The following is a 17,155-nucleotide window of genomic DNA, read 5'->3' as shown; positions in this document are numbered from 1 at the left end:
CCGCGGCGCGGGCCTCGCGGGCGCGGTCGGCGGCCCGTTCGCGGGGCGGGGCGCCGGGCAGCCGGCCGAGCGCGGCGCAGACGGCGTCCTCCTGCCGCGGGTTGCCCGACAGGATCACGGCGACGGACCGCTCGGCGGCGGCCACCAGCCCGGCGACGACCTCGCGGACGTCATCCTCGGCGGCGGTGATGCCGGACGCGCCGCCCGGCCGGGGCGCGCGGTCGCGCGCGCGGCGGTAGTCGTCCGCCGTCGTGCGGATGAGGTCGCGCGCCGCCAGCAGTGCGTGCTCCACCTGGTCGGAGGCCGTTGCGGAGACGGCGGCGGCGCCCTCGTGAGAAGGCTCGGACATCAACGGGAGACGCTTCATGACTTCCCCTGTAGGGCGGCGCCGGCCTCATTCTTCACATACCGACCTGGTCCGACGAATGTGAGCCTCAAGAGTGGAGACAAACCGGAGTGAAAACCTTGAAGACAGTAATTCCGCGCAGCGACCGCGTCAACGCGACCCGTGATGTAACGGGTTGGCAAAAACCGGCGTGTCCTAGCGCACCCTGGAAACGTGCAGTCTCGCCCGACACGCCGGTGACAGCAAGATGACGCAGCTGTGGTGCGCCATGCACCGATGAGCGCTCAACGCAGTCACGCGAACACGCTCCGCACGCACGGGAGAGCGGCTGTGTCCGGTTGCTGCCACACTCTCCGCGTCTCGCGTGCAACCCTCGTTCGGCCTAATGAGTCGGGCGGCGGGCCGTACGGCCGCGCGAGGCCCGCGGTGACGAGCGGTCAGGCGGCTCGCTGCCGCACGCGCGCCCGGCCAGGCGCGCGTCCCACGGGCGCCGGGACCGGCGGGAGCCGAAGCCCGGCAGGAACCCGGATCGACAGGAGCCTGGACCGGCAGGAGTCCGGACCGGCAGGAGTCCGGGCCGCGCGAGGCCGGGTCCTGGCGGCGCCGGGTCAGGAGGAGCCGGGTCAGGAGGAGCCGAAGGTGATCGGCCCGCTGAAGTCCCTGCCCTGGATGACCGGCCCGGTGATCCGCGCGCCCTCGGCGATGGTGTTGCGCACCTCGCCGGACGGCGCGGCTTGCGCGCCGTACTCGCTCAGCCACGCGGCCAGATCGCGGCCGAACGCCGGATCCCGCCGGGCCCGCTCCACCAGCAGGGCGGCCAGGTCCCGCAGCCGCGCCGCGTCGTCGTAGGGGATGCCGTCGGCTCCGACGAGGTCGCCGGAGCCGACCGGAGAGCCTTCGGGAGGGTCGCCGCCGCCGCCGGGCTCGCCGTCGTCGCGCCGCAGGACCCTGCGGTACAGCGCGGCCAGCGATTCCAGCGCCCGCCGCCCCGCCTCACCGCCCGCTCCCGAGGCCGCCGCGTTGACCGCCGTGACCAGGGCGCCCGTCGTCACCGGATCCATGGCCCCCTCCTCCCGCCCGTCCCCGTCCCCGCCGTCCCCTTATTCCCTTACCCCTTTTTCCCCTTGCCCCGTCTCGTGCTCTTCTTCACGCTACCGGCCGGGGCGGTCAGGGCCGCAGCGTCTCGGCGTGCAGGACGAACCACACCGTCTTCCCCGACGGGTCGACCGCCGTGCCCCACGCGTGCGCGGTCTTGCTCAGCAGGAACAGTCCGCGCCCGCTCTCCGAGCAGAAGTCGGGCTCCCGGAGCACCGGCAGCCCCGCGTCGGTGTCCCGGACCGCCGCGCGGATGCCGCGGGGACGGTTCTCCAGGGTCAGCACGCACTCCGGGGAGGCGGCGTGCTTGTGGACGTTCGACAGCAGCTCGGTCACGCACATCGCGGCGGCGGTGATCAGCTCCTCGCGGCCCCACCGGCGCAGCCGCGCGCCCACGGCGCGGCGCACGTCGGCGAGTAACTGCGGATCGGCGTTCAGGTGCCGCTCGTAGCGCTGCGCGAAGTCGTCTGCCATGTCGTACGGGCCCCTCTGCCGTGTCGCGGTAGCGATCCTGTCTCATGGGCATCAAGGTCGCAATGTTTCGAGCAGGCTTTTTCGTCAGGCATATGCCAAAGGGAACGTCGCACCGGCCATGCGCCCGACGATGCGTCACACTGTCCGCCATGCCCTATCAGCCAGTGCCCACCGTACGGCGCAGACGCCTGGGCGCCGCGTTGCGCGAGCTGCGCACGGAAGCGGGGATGACGCTCAAGGAGGCGGCCGACGCGCTGAACGCGGCCCAGGACCAGTCCGGCGACACCGACGCCCGCCACTGGACCGCCCCCAAGCTGTCCCGGATCGAGAACGCGAACGCCACGGTCCGCGCCGCCGAGGTCGCCACCCTGCTCACCACGTACGGCGTGACGGGTCCCGACATCCGCGCCGCACTGGAGGGCCTGGCCAAGGACGCGGGCAAACGGGGCTGGTGGCAGACCTACCGCGGGGTCGTCGCGCCCGCGTACGCCGACTACATCTCCCTGGAGAGCGACGCCGAATCCGTGCGCGACTACGCGCCGCTCGTCGTGCCCGGCCTGTTGCAGACCCCCGACTACGCGCGCGAGACGATCGCGGCGAACGCCGTCGCCCGCACCGCCTCCGAGATCGAGGCCCTGGCCGAGGTGCGGCTGGCGCGGCAGGCGGTGCTCACCCGGCCCGGCGCGCCGCTGCGGCTGTGGGCGGTCATCCACGAGGCGGCGCTGCGCCGGCGCTTCGCGGGCCGGCCGGACATCATGACCGAGCAGCTGGAACACCTGCTGAAGGTCGCGGACTGGCCCAGCGTCACCCTCCAGGTGCTGCCGATCGACGCCGCCCCGAACCCGGGCGACGCCGGGGCGTTCACCCTCGTCGGCTTCCCCGGTCCCATGCCGGACGTGGTCACCCAGGAGAACCTTCGCGGGCCCGTATACGTCGAAGGAGTCGATGACGTCACCGTCTTCGCCGACGCCTTCGGCCTCATCGCCGCCACCGCGCTGCCGGCCGAGGAGACGAAGGCGCTGCTCCGAAGTCTCGTAGGAAAGAGAGCCCCCACAACATGAACATCTCTCAGCTCGACGAGAGTCCGCGTCCTTTCGACCCTTCCCCCTGTCAAATACCCCGGATATCACCGCTGGCCCGGCTTCCCCGCCAGCTCCAACTGCCGCATCTGCCACATTTCAGCCCTTCGTCCCCGATCCCCTTCTCTTCTCCGCCCGCTTCTCCGTCCTCTTCTCCGTCCGCTGGTCCTTCCCTCTCCCGGCCCGCGCCGCGTCCGGCCGCCGGACGGCGGGTGCTCGGCCCGCTGCCCTGGCGCAAGTCCTCGTTCTCCGTGGGCGAGGGCCAGTGCGTGGAGGTCGCCGCGGGCCGGGACCTGATCCGGGTGCGCGAGAGCGACGACCCGGGCGTGGTCCTGACCACCGTCCCGCGCGTGTGGCGCACCTTCGTCCGCGGCGTCAAGGCGGGCGGGTTCGACCGGGTGGCCCACGGCGCGGCGGGTCCGGCGGCGGCCGGTGCCTGACCGGCCGACCGCACCCGGCCGTACGGCCGGCGCCGCGCGTACGGCGGTGCCTGACCGTACGGCGGTGCCTGACCGCTCGGCGGCGCCCGGCCGGGTGACCGCACCCGCCGGACCGCCGGGCGGCCGGTCAGGCGCCTGATCCGGGCGCGCGGGCGCGGGGCCGCCACGTCGGCGGCGCCCCGCGCCCGTGCGCTCATCCGCCGCGGACCGCGACGTCCGAGCAGGCGTAGAAGGCGTTGCCCGTGTCGGCGACGTTCCACACGGCGAGGACGAGGTGCCGGCCGGTCTTCCCGGCGGGCAGGGTCCCGGCGTGGGAGAGCGTGGCCGGGGGCCGCCGGCCACCGTACGGGACGGTCAGGAAGGGCTCGGCCTCCAGGCTCGCGCGGGTCAGCGGCCTGGCGGGGTCGTAGCCGCCCCTGGTGACGTAGTAGCGGAAGTCCGCGGTGGCGTGGGAGGCGGTGAACCGCCAGGTGAAGGTCACCGGCCGGCCCGCGGCGACCTCGGTGGCGGGCCAGGCGCCGCCGCGCGGGTCGTCCAGCTCCGCGAAGCGGCTGTTCCCGCCGGAGCACAGGGCGCCGTCCGCGGGGCCGCGGGCGGGGAAGCCCTTGGGGCCCTCCACGCTCTGCGGCTCGTACTCGATCTCGCCGCAGCCGGTCACGACGTGGTCGGCGCACAGCTTCTGCCGGCTGACGGGCGCGTCGGTGTAGCCGTGGCCCGCCGCGCCGCCGCCCGTGGCCAGCACCGCGGCCGCGGCGAGCGCCAGGGCCGCCGCGAGGCCGCCGCCGAGCCGGGCGCGGCCGGTCCGCGCCCGTACGGTACGACCCCACCCGGCCGGGGTCCGTCCGGCGCGCGTCCATCCGGCGCGCGTCCATCCGGTCCGGGACCGTCCGCGCGCCCGGACGGCACCGTCGGTCTTCTCTCGCGTCTTTCCGCGCATGCTTCGCTCCGAGGCTTCGATGAGGAAGCGGGGGCGCCGTGCGGGCGCCGCCTGCCGTTGCGATGCGGTCCAGACCAATGCGAGCGTAGCGGCGCCCTGGCGGAGATGTCTAGACCAATACCCGCCCAGGCGCCGACGGGCGCACCCGGCCGGGCTCCCGGATGCCGGGCCCCACCCCCGCCGGTATATTCGCGTCGGACCGCGACGTGTACGGCGAGGGCCCGCCACCGGCGCACAGGGCACGCCTCGCGGGCCGCCGGCCAGGGCCCGCGGGAGCCGGGCGTCGGCGGGGGCCTGAGTCGGAGGTGGCGGTGCGCGGTCGCGGCATGGCGGGCGACATCCAGGAGCGGATCAAGCGGCTGATCATCGACCGGCGGCTGGCGTCCGGGGCCACGCTGCCCACCGAGACCGAGCTGATGGAACTGCTCGGCGTCAGCCGCAACTCGGTGCGCGAGGCCCTGAAGGGTCTCCAGGCGATGGGGATCGTGGAGGTGCGGCACGGTTTCGGCACGTACGTCGGGCCCATGTCGGTGGCCCCGATGATCGAGGGCCTGGTCTTCCGCACGGTCGCCGGCCACTACCGCGGCGAGGACAGCCTGCTGCAACTGCTGGAGCTGCGCGAGGCGGTGGAGACCGGCCTGGTCGCCCGGCTGGCCGGGCGGGTGCCGGAGGCCGACCTGGCCGAGCTGGACGCGCTCGTGGCGCGCATGGAGCAGGAGGCGGCCGCGGGCGCCGTGCGCGCCGAGACCGACCGCGCCTTCCACGCGGCCCTCCACCGCGGACTGGACAACCTGTTGCTCAGCGAGGTGCTGGAGGCGTTCTGGGACGCCTTCCACCGGGTGCGCACGGACCTGTACGACCCCGCGGGCCCGGGCGGCGCCGCACCCGACCCGCAGGTGACCTGCGCGCAGCACCGGCAGATCCTGGAGGCGGTACGGGCGGGCGACGCGGTACGGGCGGAAACCGCCGTACGCGACCACTTCGGCAACATCCGGACCCGGCTTGGCGCGGCACATCACTAACCGCATTTCGGACACCTGAGCACCTCCAGCCCATTGCACGACTTTAACCGGTAAAAAGCGTGTTTCGCCCGCCCGTTCGCCTTGTGATCAAGCGGGGAAGTCCGGGACCCTGGCGGGGTTCACAAACGCGCGTGCGGCCGAAACCGCACCAGGCGGACATTCCCGGGGGGGAAGCCGGACAGAGGGGGTCCGGTTAAGTGGTTCGCAGCAAGCGGAAGGTAGCCTTTCGATCCTGCATGGTTGGCTGCTTCCACTACTCAGCGCGCGCATAGTGCCGAGGGGGGCACTACGCGCGCGTCAGGACCTGACACGCGGCCAGTGTCCGTGTGTATGGGGGGGATGACTCTCATGACGTCGACGCCTGCCGACGCCCGGCAGCCTACCGACGACGACGCCCCGACGACGCGCCTGCGCATAGCGCGGCCGATCAGAGCAGGCGGTCCGCGCGGCCCGCGCCGGCGCAGGCCGCTGCCGAAGTACGACTACGAGCACTACAGCCGCCTGGCGGGCCCGCTCACCGAGCCGGACCCCGGCAGGCCGTACCGGGTGCGCTACCGCAGCCTGCTGGCCGCCGAGCCGCACCGCATCCGCGCGGCGCTGCTGCTCGGCGCCGCACCGCTGCTCGCACTGGGCCTGCTGGCCTGGCTGATGCGGCCGCAGCACTGGACCGAGCGGGACGGCGCCTCGGCCTCGCTGGAGATGATGGACGCGGTCATGCTGGTGTCCATCGGCCTGATCGAGCTGTTCCGCACCCTGAACGTGCTGTCCAACGCGCACGCCACGCTCGTCGCCCGCGACCCGGTGCCCGTGGTGCCGGAAAGCGGCACGAAGGTCGCCTTCCTCACCAGCTTCGTGCCCGGCAAGGAGCCGATCGAGATGGTGAAGAAGACGCTCCAGGCGGCCGTGCTGGTCCGCCACCGCGGGCCGCTGGACGTGTGGCTGCTGGACGAGGGCGACGACGCGGAGGCCAAGGCCGTCTGCGCCGAGCTGGGCGTGAAGCACTTCTCCCGCAAGGACGTCCAGAAGTGGAACCAGCCCAAGGGCCCGCACCGCGCGCGCACCAAGCACGGCAACTACAACGCCTGGCTCGACGCGCACGGCGACGCCTACGACTTCTTCGCCTCCGTCGACACCGACCACGTGCCGCTGCCCAACTACCTGGAGCGGATGCTGGGGTACTTCCGCGACCCGGACGTGGCGTTCGTGGTGGGCCCGCAGGTGTACGGCAACTACGACGCGGCCGTCACCAAGGCAGCCGAGAGCCAGCAGTTCCTCTTCCACGCCCTGATCCAGCGCGCGGGCAACGCGTACGGCGGGCCGATGTTCGTCGGCACGAACAACGCCGTGCGGATCACCGCCATCAAGAGTATCGGCGGCCTGTACGACTCCATCACCGAGGACATGGCCACCGGCTTCGAGCTGCACCGCCGCCGCAACCCGGCCACCGGCCGCAAGTGGCGGTCGGTCTACACCCCCGACGTGCTGGCCGTCGGCGAGGGCCCCACCTCCTGGACGGACTTCTTCACCCAGCAGCTGCGGTGGTCCCGGGGCACGTACGAGACCATCCTCAAGCAGTTCTGGAAGGCGCCGCTCACCCTGCCGCCCGGCAAGCTGTTCAACTACACGCTGATGGTCATCTTCTATCCGATGTCGGCGCTGAACTGGATACTCGCCGCCGTCAGCTGCACCCTCTTCCTGGGCTTCGGCGCCTCCGGCATCGAGATCGACCCGTCCATCTGGATGATGCTGTACGGCAACGCGTCGGCGCTCCAGATCGGCCTGTACGTGTGGAACCGGCGGCACAACGTCTCGCCGCACGAGCCGGAGGGCTCCGGCGGCGTCGCCGGCATGATCATGTCCGCGCTGGCCGCGCCGGTGTACGCCCGGTCGCTGACCGACGCGGCGCTGCGCCGCAGGAGCCGGTTCGTGGTGACGCCCAAGGGCGACTCGGCCAGCCCCGACACGCTGCTGGGCACCTTCCGCATCCACCTGTTCTTCCTGGTGGTCTTCGGCGGCGGGCTGGTCGCCTCGTACGTCCTGGACCACAGCCACCCGGCGATGACCCTGTGGGCCTCGCTCGCCCTCACCATCTCCGCCGCGCCGGTCATCGCCTGGCGCTGGACGGTCCGCCAGGACGCCCGCCGGGCGCGGGAGAAGGCCCGGGAGAAGGCGCGGCAGGCGGCCGCGGCGGCGCCGCCCGACGCGGCCCAGGCCGCACCGGCCCCGGCCGCACCGGCCCAGAGCGGACCGGCCCACAGCGGACCGGCCCAGAGCGGTACGGCGTGCCCCGGGGCCGCCGAGACGCCGTCGACCGACAGGACTCCGAGCGCTCCCGGGGGGCGATGAGCCGTGAACTTCCGCCCTTCCCGCCGCACCCGCCGGCTGGCCATCGGAACCGTGGCCGTGCTCGCCCTGGCCGGCATGAACGGGCCGGCCGCGTACCGCTACGGCACGGACAAGTACCACGACTACAAGATCAACCGGCCGGGGTACAAGAAGCGCAACGGCCACTGGGACGTGGTCGACGTGCCCCGGGAATACCGCATCAACACCATTCATGCCGCCCTGCTCCACACGGGCAAGGTGCTGCTGGTCGCCGGGTCCGGGAACAACGCGAAGAACTTCGCCGCGAAATCCTTCCGGAGCGTCCTGTGGGACCCGGAGAAGAACACCTTCAAGAACATTCCCACGCCCAAGGACATGTTCTGCGCCGGGCACACCCAGCTGCCGGACGGGAAACTCCTCATCGCGGGCGGCACCCAGCGGTACGAGAAGCTGGGCGGGGACGTGGAGAAGGCCGGCGGCCTGATGCTCGTGCACAACGAGAACCCGGACAAGCCGAAGACCTTCCCGGCCGGCACCCGCTTCACCGGAAAGGCCAGCGGAAAGACCTTCGAGTCCAAGGACCCGCTGCTCGTCCCGCGCGCCAGGAAGACCGAGGACGCCGCCGGCAAGGTCACCATCACGCCCAGCGTCGCCCGCGTCTACGTGGAGGCGCTGCGCAAGGGGCGGCAGTACCAGACCGGCGCCGAGGACAACTACCGCATCGAGGGCCAGACCGGCACGGACGCGCGCAACTTCTACGGCATCGCGGAGAAGCTGTCCTTCGACAAGAAGGACTTCCAGGGCATCAAGGAGGCGTACGAGTTCGACCCCGTCGCCGAGCGGTACGTCACGGTCGACCCGATGCACGAGGCCCGCTGGTATCCGACCCTGACCACCCTGCCGGACGGGAAGGTGCTGTCGGTCTCCGGCCTCGACGAGATCGGCCAGGTCGTACCGGGCAAGAACGAGGTGTACGACCCGGAGACCAGGAAGTGGACGTACCTGCCCGAGCAGCGGTTCTTCCCCACCTACCCGGCGCTCTTCCTGGCCGACGACGGCAAGATCTTCTACACCGGCTCCAACGCCGGCTACGGCCCGGCCGACGAGGGCCGCACGCCGGGCATCTGGGAGCTGGACGGCAACACCTTCCAGCCGGTGCCCGGCATCAGCGACCCGGACGTCCTGGAGACGTCGATGTCCGTGCTGCTGCCGCCCGCCCAGGACCAGCGCTACATGGTCCTCGGCGGCGGCGGGGTCGGCGAGTCGTCCAAGGTCACCGCCAGGACCCGGCTGGTGAACCTGCACGACACCGCGCCGCGCTTCACCGACGGCCCCGACCTGTACGGCAAGGTCCGGTATCCGAGCAGCGTCATCCTGCCCGACGACACCGTGCTGACCACCAACGGGTCCGGCGACTACCGGGGCCGCGGCGCGAGCAACGTGCTGAAGGCCGCGATCTACGACCCGCGCACCAACGCCATGCGCCGCGTGGCCGACCCGCTGGTGGGCCGCAACTACCACTCCGGCGCGCTGCTGCTGCCCGACGGGCGGGTGATGACCTTCGGCTCCGACTCGCTGTTCGGCAACAAGGCCAACTCCCGGCCGGCCACCTTCCAGCAGCAGATCGACCTCTACACGCCGCCGTACCTGTACCGTCCGACCCGCCCGGAGCTGACCGACACCGCGCCCAGGACGGTCGCGCTCGGCGGCACGGCCGCGTACCGGGCGGCCCGGCCCGCCGAGATAGCGCGGATGCGGCTCATCCGGCCGGGCTCCTTCACGCACGTGACCAACATCGAACAGCGGTCCGTCGCGCTGGACTTCACCCGCACCCGCGACGGCGTGTCGGTGACCCTGCCGAAGGACCCGTCCCTGGTCCCGCCCGGCTGGTACATGCTGGAGGCCGTGGACCGGCACGGCACGCCGTCGCGGGCGGTGTGGGTGAAGGTGCCGGTGGCGCCCGGCGCGGGCGGGTAGGCGGACGGCCCGGTCCGGCGGCCGGCGAGGGCGACGCGGTGCGCGCGGGCGCGGAAGGCACGAAACACGCACACGGCACGGAACACCCAGGAATCCCTCAGGTACCGCACAGTACGGGGAGTATGCAAGTGCCGCGGGGAGAATTCCGCGCCGCGCGACAACTCCTCCCCCGCCCACCCCCGCCCTCTCGTCATTTCCCGTCAGAAACAACGGGCCCTTGCAGCACGGGAGTTGACGCGCGCATGGCCGCTCCCTACGGTCGAGGTGACAACCCGTCACCTTCTCCACACACTCCGGGGAGTCACCCCCATGCGCGTATCCGTACGCCGCGGCCTCACCGCCGCCGTCACGGCCGCCCTCACCGCATCCCTGACGCTCACCGCCGCGGCCGTCTCCGACGCCGCCCCCGCGACGGCGGCCGTGCCCGCGGACTTCTACACCCCGCCGGGCCCACTGCCCTCGGGCCGGAACGGCGACGTCATCAAGTCGGCGGAGTCCGCCTACCGGAACGCCGAGGCCACCCGGATCATGTACCTGTCCCGGGACGCCAAGGACCACGTGATCCCGGTGACCGGCACGGTCATCGTGCCCACCAAGGAGTGGACCGGCCCCGGGCCGCGCCCGATCGTGGCGTACACGCCCTTCACCGCGGGCCTCAGCGACCAGTGCGCCCCCTCCAAGACCCTGGCCCGGGAGGGCTCGCGCGACCTCCTCTCCGCGCTCCAGAACGGCTTCGTCGACGCGCTGCTCGGCAAGGGCTTCGCCGTCGCGCAGACCGACTACGAGGGCATGGGGGTGCCCACCGCGACCGCGTACGCGATCCGCAGGTCGGAGGCGCACACCACGCTCGACGCGATCCGCGCCGCCCAGCGCCTGCCGGGCACCGGCCTGCCCAAGGACGGCCCCGTCGGCGTCGCCGGCTACTCCCAGGGCGGCGGCGCCTCGGCCGCCGCCGCCGAACTGGCCTCCTCCTACGCGCCCGAACTCGACCTCAAGGGCGCCTTCGTCGGCGCGCCCCCGGCCAACAAGGACGCCGCCGCCAAGAGCTTCGACGGCGGCATGTACTCCGGGTTCCTCGGCCTCCTGCTGGCCGACCTCGACACCGCCTACCCGGAGGCCCGGCTGCTCGACCTGTTCAACGACCAGGGCAGGCGGTACCTCCAGGAGGCGCGGACCAAGTGCGCGCTGGACGTGGTGTTCAGCTACTGGGGCAAGGACACCGAGGACCTGACCAAGGACGGCAGGCCCGTCGCGGAGCACCTGAGCAGGCCGCCGTTCGACGCCATCGTGGCGGAGAACAAGCTCGGCACCGTCAAGCCGTCCGTCCCGACCATGGTCGACCAGGCGCCCAACGACGACGTACTGCCCTTCGAGGAGCAGGGCAGGCAGCTCGCCGAGGACTGGTGCGCCAAGGGCGCCACCGTCCAGCTCAAGAAGATCCCCGTGCTCCTGCCCCTCCTGTCACACGTCCGGGCCATGCCCACGGCGTGGGGTGACGCGGCCGACTGGCTCACCGACCGCTTCGCGGGCAAGCCGGCCACCAGCACCTGCTGATCCGGCCCGGCCGCCCCCGGCCGCCCGGCCGCCGGGCCCGGACGGTTCACCCGCCCGCCGCGGGCACCGTCCGGTCCCGGTAGTCGCTGGGCGTGAGCCCGTACGCGGCGCGGAACGCCCGGCTGAACGCGGCCGGGTGGACCAGCCCCCAGCGGGCCGCGACCCGGTGTACGGGCACGGAGACCTGGCCGGGGTCGGCCAGGTCGCGGCGGGCGTGCTCCAGGCGCTCGTCGCGGGTCCAGGACGCGACGGTCAGGCCCTGCTCGCGGAAGAGGCGGTGCAGGTAGCTGACGGAGATGTGGTGCGCGGCGGCGATGGCCCGGGGGTCGAGCGCCGGGTCGTGCAGGCGGCGGCGCACGTAGTCCTGGATCCGCAGCGTGAGCGTCAGGCGGCGGTCCTCCGGCGACAGCAGCGCGTCGGCGTCCAGCTCGCCCAGCAGCAGCGCGCCCGTCAGGTCGACCAGCGCCGCGCACAGGTGCGGGGCGTCCGACGCCCGGTAGCCGGCGGTGTCCTCGGTCAGCCGGACCAGGAAGTCGGCCAGCAGGGCGCCGACCCCGTCGCCCGTCGGCAGCAGGCGGCCGGCCGTGCGCCGCGCCAGCCGCGGCGGCAGCGGCAGCCGGGCCAGCGGGATCTCGGCGCCCACCGCCGTGACGGCGCCCGGCTCCGGGACCGCGGCACCCTTGCGGCGGCCGACCGCCTCGCGGAGGGCCAGCGACAGGTGGTACGTCTCCGGGTCGGCGCGCCACACGGCCCGGGGCGCAGGGCACGTCGCCGCCGCCGGGTCGGTGGTCGCCCACACCGTGGCCCCGTCCAGGTCCACCACCCGCACCGGCGCTCCGGCCCCGGCCGCCCGGCCCGCCGGCGGCCCCGGCGGCGACACCCGGGCCCGGGTCGGCGGCGCGTAAAGGACATCGAGCCGGACAGCCTGCTCAGCCACGGACACGTCCATGCCGCGAATCACCATCCCGATCACAAGGCCCACCCCGGGACCTTTACCGGTTATTCAAGTAGCCGATGAACATGAGGGCAGCGTGAGAAAAAATGCACGTCCCATGAGTACGGCTCTCCCGGCTGTCCGGCGCGCCGCGTGCCGTGTCCCGTGACCCGCACACCGGTCCGGCCGCCGACTTCCCTCAACGCCCGCTCGGCGATCCGTACGATAGGAGCTCCCGTGCGCTGGAGGTTCAAGCCGCTGTGACGCGAGGCACATGGAGCATCGGCGAACTGGCCGCCCGGGCCGGCCTGCCGGTCAAGACCGTGCGGTACTACTCCGACGCCGGACTGCTGCCGGTGGCCGAGCGCACGCCGGGCGGCCACCGGCGGTACGGGCCGGAGGCGCTGGACCGGCTGCGGACCGTGCGGCGGCTGCGGGCGCTGGGCACGCCGGTGGCGGCGGTCACCCAGGTGGTCACCGGCGAGCGGACGCTGGCCGACCTGGTGGCCGGCGAGCTGGCGCAGGTGCAGGAGCGGCTGGCCGAACTGCGCTGGCGGGAGGCGGCCTTGCGCGCCCTGGACGACTGCGCCGACGACGAGCGGCTGCGCCGCCTGGAGGTCCTCGCCCGCGTCCAGCGGCTGCCCGAGGCCCGCCAGGACCTGGCCGCGGCCTGCGCGCGGGCGATCCCGCGAGCCGTGCCGTCCCGCCTGGCGGAGCTGGTGACCGCCGCCGCCGTGCCCGACCCGCCGCCCGATCCGACCGCCGAGACCGCCCTCGCCTACGCCGAGTTACACGTGATCAGCGCCGATCCCCGGTTCCCCGTCTACTGGAGCTGCCTGCACGTGCCGGACCGGCGCGGCAAGGCGTCGCTGTACGCGGGCCTGCTCGACGCCTCCGTCCAGGCCCTCCAGGCGGCGCCTGCCGAGGCGGCGGAGGGCCGGCCGAGCGGAGCGGCGGTCGACCGCCTCGCGGCCACCGTCGCCCGGGTGCGCGGCGAGGAGGACACCCCCGCCTTCCGCGCCGTCCTCGGCGCCGCCATGCAGTTCGACCTGCCGCTGTTCCGGCGCTACTGGACGGCGGTGAGCACGGTCACCGGCGACCGGGGGCGCAACGTGGGCGCTGTGCACGTACGGCTGGTGGACGCGTTCGCACCGGCGGCGGCGCCTGGCGGCGGCTGACAGCCCGGGCCGCTGGACGCACGGCGCGCACCTCGGCGCGTACGGGCACGGGCGCGGGTGCGCCAGGCGGCGGTATGCCGGGCCGGGACTTCAGTCCCCGTCCTTCTCCTCCGTGTTGTGCGCCAGGTCCAGCGCGTACTCCGGCCACCACCTGCCGGCCGCCGGGCCGCCCTTGCAGGTGCCGTCCGACTCGCCCGGGCGCTTGATCCACAGGTAGGCGTCCACCAGGTCGTCGCCGGTGTCGGTCGTCGGCGGGGTGCCCAGGGCGCGGCCGTCGGGGTTGCACCAGGTCTGCGGGTCGTCGCCGGGGGCGACGCCGTTGCCGTTGCGGCCGGTGTCGATGACGAAGTGCTTGCCGCCCAGCATCCGCGACAGGCGGCGGCCGAAGGCCCTGTTCTCCTCGGTGGTCTGGAAGTTGGCGATGTTCAGCGCGAAGCCGTCGGCGCGGTCGATGCCCGCCCGTCGCAGCGGTTCGACCAGCCGGCCCGGGTCCTTCATCCAGTGCGGATTGCCCGCGTCCAGGTAGACCTTGGTGTGCGGCAGGGCCTTCAGCGTGGCGACCGCGCCCCACAGCAGGTCGTACCGCTCCTCGTGGTAGCGCGGCGGCGTGCAGCCGTCCACGACGTGCGGCAGCGCGTCCGGCTCCAGGATGACGGTGGCGGGCCGGTCGCCGATGCCGCGGGCGACCCCGGCCAGCCAGTCGCGGTAGGTGGCGCCGTCCGCGGCGCCGCCCTGCGAGTACTGGCCGCAGTCGCGGTGGGGTATGTCGTAGACGACCAGCAGGGCCTCCCGGTCGGCCGCCGCGGCGGCCAGGGTGAAGCCGCGCGCCTGGCCCTCCGCGTCGTCCACCCCCAGCCACTCCGCGACGGGCTGCTCGGCGATGCGGTGGATCAGCCGGGCGTCCTTCTTCTGGCCGTCCCTGCGGTAGGCGGCCACCTGCTGCGCCGCCGGGCCGTCCGGGTTGACCCAGTAGGGCACGCTGTCCTTCGGCCGCTGCGTGGGCGGGCCCGTCGGGACGGGCTCGTCGGCCCGCGAGGACATGGTGCAGCCGGACAGTACCGCCAGCGCGGCGAGCGCCGCCAGCGCCCCCGTGACGGACGCCGGGCGGGCGGCCCGGCGCCGGCGGCCGGTGTGGTTGCCGTACATCCAACTCCCCCTTTGGAGGCAGGCGAAACGGACCGGTCGGGCTCCCATGCTGGCACACCGCGCCGTACGGCGGCGGACCGGGCGACCCGCCGGGACGGCGGTGGCGCGCGGCACTCCGCGGGGCGCCGCGCGGGACCCGCTCCCGGCCCGCGCCGCGCCGCGCGCAGACCGTCCGGTGCCGCCTTCCCCCCTTCCGCGACCGGTATGCCCCCTACCGGGTCGGCCGCCGCCGGAACGGGGAAGAACCGAAACCGAGGGGACGCGCGGGGCGGCGGTCCGCGCCCGACGGGAGGCAGGGACGTTACGGTGCGCATCAGTGCTCGGGAACGCCGCCTCGCCGGCGCCTTCGTGGAGCTGGCCGACACCCTCGGCGACGACTTCGACCCGGCGGCCTTCCTCCAGCGGCTCGCGGTCCGCTGCGTGGAGCTGCTGGGCGCGGGCGCGGCGGGCGTGGTGCTCGTCGACCACCAGGGGCGGCTCGGCGCCGCCGCGGCCTCCGACGAACGGGCCTGCCGGCTGGAGCTGTTCGCGCTGCGGCGCCGCGAGGGGCCGTGCGTGGACTGCTTCCGGAGCGCGGCCGCCGTGCCGCCCCTGGCGCTGGCGGGCGCGGCGGCCGACGCCCGCTGGCCGCACTACGCGCCGCGCGCCCGCGCCGACGGCTACCGGGCGGTGTACGCCGTGCCGCTGCGCCGGCGGGAGACGGTCGTCGGCGCGCTGAACATCCTCACGGGCGGGCCGGCCGGAGGCGGCGGGCCCGCCGGCTCCGGCGGCCTGCCCGGCGACGGCGAGGTGGCGCTGGCCCAGGCCCTCGCCGACGCCGCCGCCATCGGCATACTCCAGCGGCGTACGGTCCGCCAGCGGGACCTGCTGGCCGACCAGTTGCGCACCGCGCTGGCCAGCCGGGTGGTCGTGGAGCAGGCCAAGGGGGTGCTCGCGGAGCGCTGGGGCACCTCGGTGGACGACGCGTTCACCGCGCTGCGGCGGTACGCCCGCGGCCGCCGCGCCCGGCTGTCGGACGTGGCGCGCGGCACAGTCGACGGCACGCTCGACACCGGGCCGCTGCGCCCGCCCGGCCGGCCGGCGCCGCCGCGCCCCGCGCGGACACCCGGGCCGGATACGTGAATTGACCAGGAAACAGGCGCCGACCTGGGACGACGACGCGGCGCCCGGAGCCGCGAGCACGGTACAGAACGGGACGGACAAGCTGTTGACACACAGTCGGCGCACCTGGGACTCTCCGGAACGTAACCGAGACGACGGACCTCAGGAACCCGGTGCGAATCCGGGACGGTCCCGCCACTGTGACCGGCCGCGCCCGCCGCGTGCGCGCGCCGCCGGAAGCCAGGAACTGACCCGTCGGCTCTCTTCCTGACCTGGGGCGTGGAAACCCCTTAAGGAGGCTTGAGCGGAATGTCCCTGCACACTGCGCAGCAGCACACCGACACGGCGGCGGTCCAGGCCGCCACCGTCCGCACCCGCGACTGGCTCATCGCCCTCGCCGCCGTCATCGTGGCGTTCGTCGCGCTCTACGCGTCCTTCGTGGACAACGGTTCGCTGGTCTCGGTGACCGGCGACTACCTGCACGAGTTCTCGCACGACGGCCGGCACCTGTTCGGCGCTCCCTGCCACTGACCGGGGGCCGATCCACGCACATGGCAACCGACCAGGGCAGAGATCTGCCCGTACTCCCCCTGCTGGGCCGCGGCCTCGCGGCGGGCGGCCTCGCGGGGCTCGCCACCGGCCTGTTCTCCCTGCTGCTCACCGAGCCGCTGATGGACCGGGCGGTGAAGGCCGAGGAGCGGCGCACCGAGGCCGAGCACGGCCACGAGGCGGCCGCCGCGGCCGCCCAGCACCACGAGGAGCTGTTCACCCGCGGCACGCAGCACCTCGGGCTCGTGGTCACGGCCGTCGTCGTCGGCCTGGCGATCGGCGTGTTCTTCGCCGTGGCCTACGCGCTCGTCCACCGCCGCACCGGCCCCGAGGGGCTGTCCGACCGGGCCTGGCCGAGGGCCTGGGCGCTCACGGGCGCGGGCTTCGCCGCGCTGTCGCTGCTGCCCGGGCTGCGGTATCCGGCCAACCCGCCCGGCGTGGGCGACTCCGGCACCCTCGGCCACCGGCAGGAGCTGTGGCTCGGCTCGCTGGCCGTCGGGGTGCTGGGCGTGGTGCTCGCCTGGCAGGTGTCCGTACGGCTCGCCGCGGCGGGCCGGAGCGCGGCCGTGCGCCAGACGGCGGTCGCCGCGACGCTGGTCGCGGTGCTCGCGGTGTCGTTCGCGCTGCCGGACAACACCGATCCGGTGCCGGTGGAGGCCACGCTGCTGTGGGACTTCCGGGTGCTGGGGCTCGCCTCGCACGTCCTGCTGTGGGCGCTGCTCGGCGGCGTGTTCGGAGCCCTGGGGCTGCGGGCGGCGCGGGCCCGGGAGCGGGCGGCGGCGGGTGCGGCGCAGAAGCCGGAGGCCACGGTTCCGTCGCCGGCCTGAGCCGGTCGCTCCGGGTGATCCGGTCACTCCGGTTCTCTCGGCTCCTCCGGTCCGCCGGGGGAGCCGGGCCGGGCCGGAGCGGCCCGCCGGCCGCGCGTACGGCCCGTACCGGCCGTACGGGCCCGGCGGCACGACAGCACAGCGGCACGACAGCTCGATGAGAAGCACCCG

General features: G+C 74.0%; 15 protein-coding genes, 1 pseudogene and 1 riboswitch. Of the genes and pseudogenes, 10 read left to right on the top strand and 6 right to left on the bottom strand.

What is annotated here, in order from left to right; translation table 11 throughout:
• The 3 genes and pseudogenes from RKE29_RS08255 to RKE29_RS08245 all read right to left on the bottom strand — a co-directional run.
• Positions 1 to 349 (bottom strand): annotated as a pseudogene (locus tag RKE29_RS08255) (hypothetical protein); the annotation flags it as partial.
• A 620-nt stretch (positions 350 to 969) separates the two neighbouring features.
• Positions 970 to 1,407 carry a hypothetical protein gene (locus RKE29_RS08250; RefSeq protein WP_312004421.1) on the bottom strand — a complete coding sequence of 146 codons (438 nt, stop codon included), beginning with the start codon at positions 1,405 to 1,407 and terminating at the stop codon, positions 970 to 972.
• Between the two features lie 106 nt (positions 1,408 to 1,513).
• Positions 1,514 to 1,915, bottom strand: coding sequence for an ATP-binding protein (locus tag RKE29_RS08245; protein WP_312004420.1), 402 nt, complete (start codon positions 1,913 to 1,915; stop codon positions 1,514 to 1,516).
• A 149-nt stretch (positions 1,916 to 2,064) separates the two neighbouring features.
• Here RKE29_RS08245 and RKE29_RS08240 point away from each other — a divergent pair, with 149 nt between their 5' ends.
• Positions 2,065 to 2,976, top strand: a complete 912-nt coding sequence (locus tag RKE29_RS08240; RefSeq protein WP_312004419.1) for a helix-turn-helix transcriptional regulator — start codon at positions 2,065 to 2,067, stop codon at positions 2,974 to 2,976.
• Between the two features lie 230 nt (positions 2,977 to 3,206).
• Entirely contained in the window at positions 3,207 to 3,434 is a 228-nt protein-coding gene (locus RKE29_RS08235; RefSeq protein ID WP_312004418.1) for a DUF397 domain-containing protein, read from the top strand.
• 193 nt (positions 3,435 to 3,627) lie between these two features.
• Here RKE29_RS08235 and RKE29_RS08230 read toward each other — a convergent pair whose 3' ends face one another.
• The gene (locus RKE29_RS08230; RefSeq protein ID WP_312004423.1) at positions 3,628 to 4,197 is read right to left on the bottom strand and encodes a lytic polysaccharide monooxygenase; all 570 of its coding nucleotides are present in this window, start codon (positions 4,195 to 4,197) and stop codon (positions 3,628 to 3,630) included.
• Between the two features lie 500 nt (positions 4,198 to 4,697).
• Here RKE29_RS08230 and RKE29_RS08225 point away from each other — a divergent pair, with 500 nt between their 5' ends.
• The 4 genes from RKE29_RS08225 to RKE29_RS08210 all read left to right on the top strand — a co-directional run bounded on the left by RKE29_RS08225 (position 4,698) and on the right by RKE29_RS08210 (position 11,249).
• Complete coding sequence (locus RKE29_RS08225; protein WP_312004417.1) at positions 4,698 to 5,393, top strand: FadR/GntR family transcriptional regulator; 696 nt, start codon at positions 4,698 to 4,700, stop codon at positions 5,391 to 5,393.
• Between the two features lie 348 nt (positions 5,394 to 5,741).
• Positions 5,742 to 7,739, top strand: a complete 1,998-nt coding sequence (locus RKE29_RS08220) for a cellulose synthase catalytic subunit (protein WP_312004416.1) — start codon at positions 5,742 to 5,744, stop codon at positions 7,737 to 7,739.
• 3 nt (positions 7,740 to 7,742) lie between these two features.
• Complete coding sequence (locus RKE29_RS08215; RefSeq protein ID WP_312004415.1) at positions 7,743 to 9,695, top strand: kelch motif-containing protein; 1,953 nt, start codon at positions 7,743 to 7,745, stop codon at positions 9,693 to 9,695.
• A 309-nt stretch (positions 9,696 to 10,004) separates the two neighbouring features.
• Positions 10,005 to 11,249: a lipase family protein gene (locus RKE29_RS08210; protein ID WP_312004414.1), complete on the top strand. Its 1,245-nt coding sequence runs from the start codon at positions 10,005 to 10,007 to the stop codon at positions 11,247 to 11,249.
• 46 nt (positions 11,250 to 11,295) lie between these two features.
• Here the strand turns inward: RKE29_RS08210 and RKE29_RS08205 are convergent, their stop codons facing one another.
• Positions 11,296 to 12,186 (bottom strand): helix-turn-helix transcriptional regulator, encoded by an 891-nt coding sequence (locus RKE29_RS08205; protein ID WP_312004413.1) that lies wholly within the window; start codon positions 12,184 to 12,186, stop codon positions 11,296 to 11,298.
• 257 nt (positions 12,187 to 12,443) lie between these two features.
• Here RKE29_RS08205 and RKE29_RS08200 point away from each other — a divergent pair, with 257 nt between their 5' ends.
• Entirely contained in the window at positions 12,444 to 13,361 is a 918-nt protein-coding gene (locus RKE29_RS08200; RefSeq protein WP_312004412.1) for a MerR family transcriptional regulator, read from the top strand.
• A 90-nt stretch (positions 13,362 to 13,451) separates the two neighbouring features.
• Here RKE29_RS08200 and RKE29_RS08195 read toward each other — a convergent pair whose 3' ends face one another.
• On the bottom strand, positions 13,452 to 14,507 hold the full coding sequence (locus RKE29_RS08195; protein ID WP_312004411.1) for a glycoside hydrolase family 6 protein: 1,056 nt from the start codon (positions 14,505 to 14,507) through the stop codon (positions 13,452 to 13,454).
• 306 nt (positions 14,508 to 14,813) lie between these two features.
• Between RKE29_RS08195 and RKE29_RS08190 the strand changes: the two genes are divergently transcribed.
• The 3 genes from RKE29_RS08190 to RKE29_RS08180 all read left to right on the top strand — a co-directional run bounded on the left by RKE29_RS08190 (position 14,814) and on the right by RKE29_RS08180 (position 16,984).
• Positions 14,814 to 15,629: a GAF and ANTAR domain-containing protein gene (locus tag RKE29_RS08190; protein WP_312004410.1), complete on the top strand. Its 816-nt coding sequence runs from the start codon at positions 14,814 to 14,816 to the stop codon at positions 15,627 to 15,629.
• 141 nt (positions 15,630 to 15,770) lie between these two features.
• Positions 15,771 to 15,858: riboswitch (cobalamin riboswitch) on the top strand.
• A gap of 59 nt (positions 15,859 to 15,917) precedes the next feature.
• Positions 15,918 to 16,139, top strand: coding sequence for a CbtB-domain containing protein (locus RKE29_RS08185; protein ID WP_312004409.1), 222 nt, complete (start codon positions 15,918 to 15,920; stop codon positions 16,137 to 16,139).
• A 20-nt stretch (positions 16,140 to 16,159) separates the two neighbouring features.
• On the top strand, positions 16,160 to 16,984 hold the full coding sequence (locus RKE29_RS08180; protein ID WP_312004408.1) for a CbtA family protein: 825 nt from the start codon (positions 16,160 to 16,162) through the stop codon (positions 16,982 to 16,984).
• Positions 16,985 to 17,155: the final 171 nt, after the last annotated feature.

Source organism: Streptomyces sp. B1866, assembly GCF_031932565.1.
In the GTDB taxonomy this organism is placed as follows: Bacteria; Actinomycetota; Actinomycetes; order Streptomycetales; family Streptomycetaceae; genus Streptomyces.
This window is presented reverse-complemented; position numbering and strand designations above follow the sequence as displayed.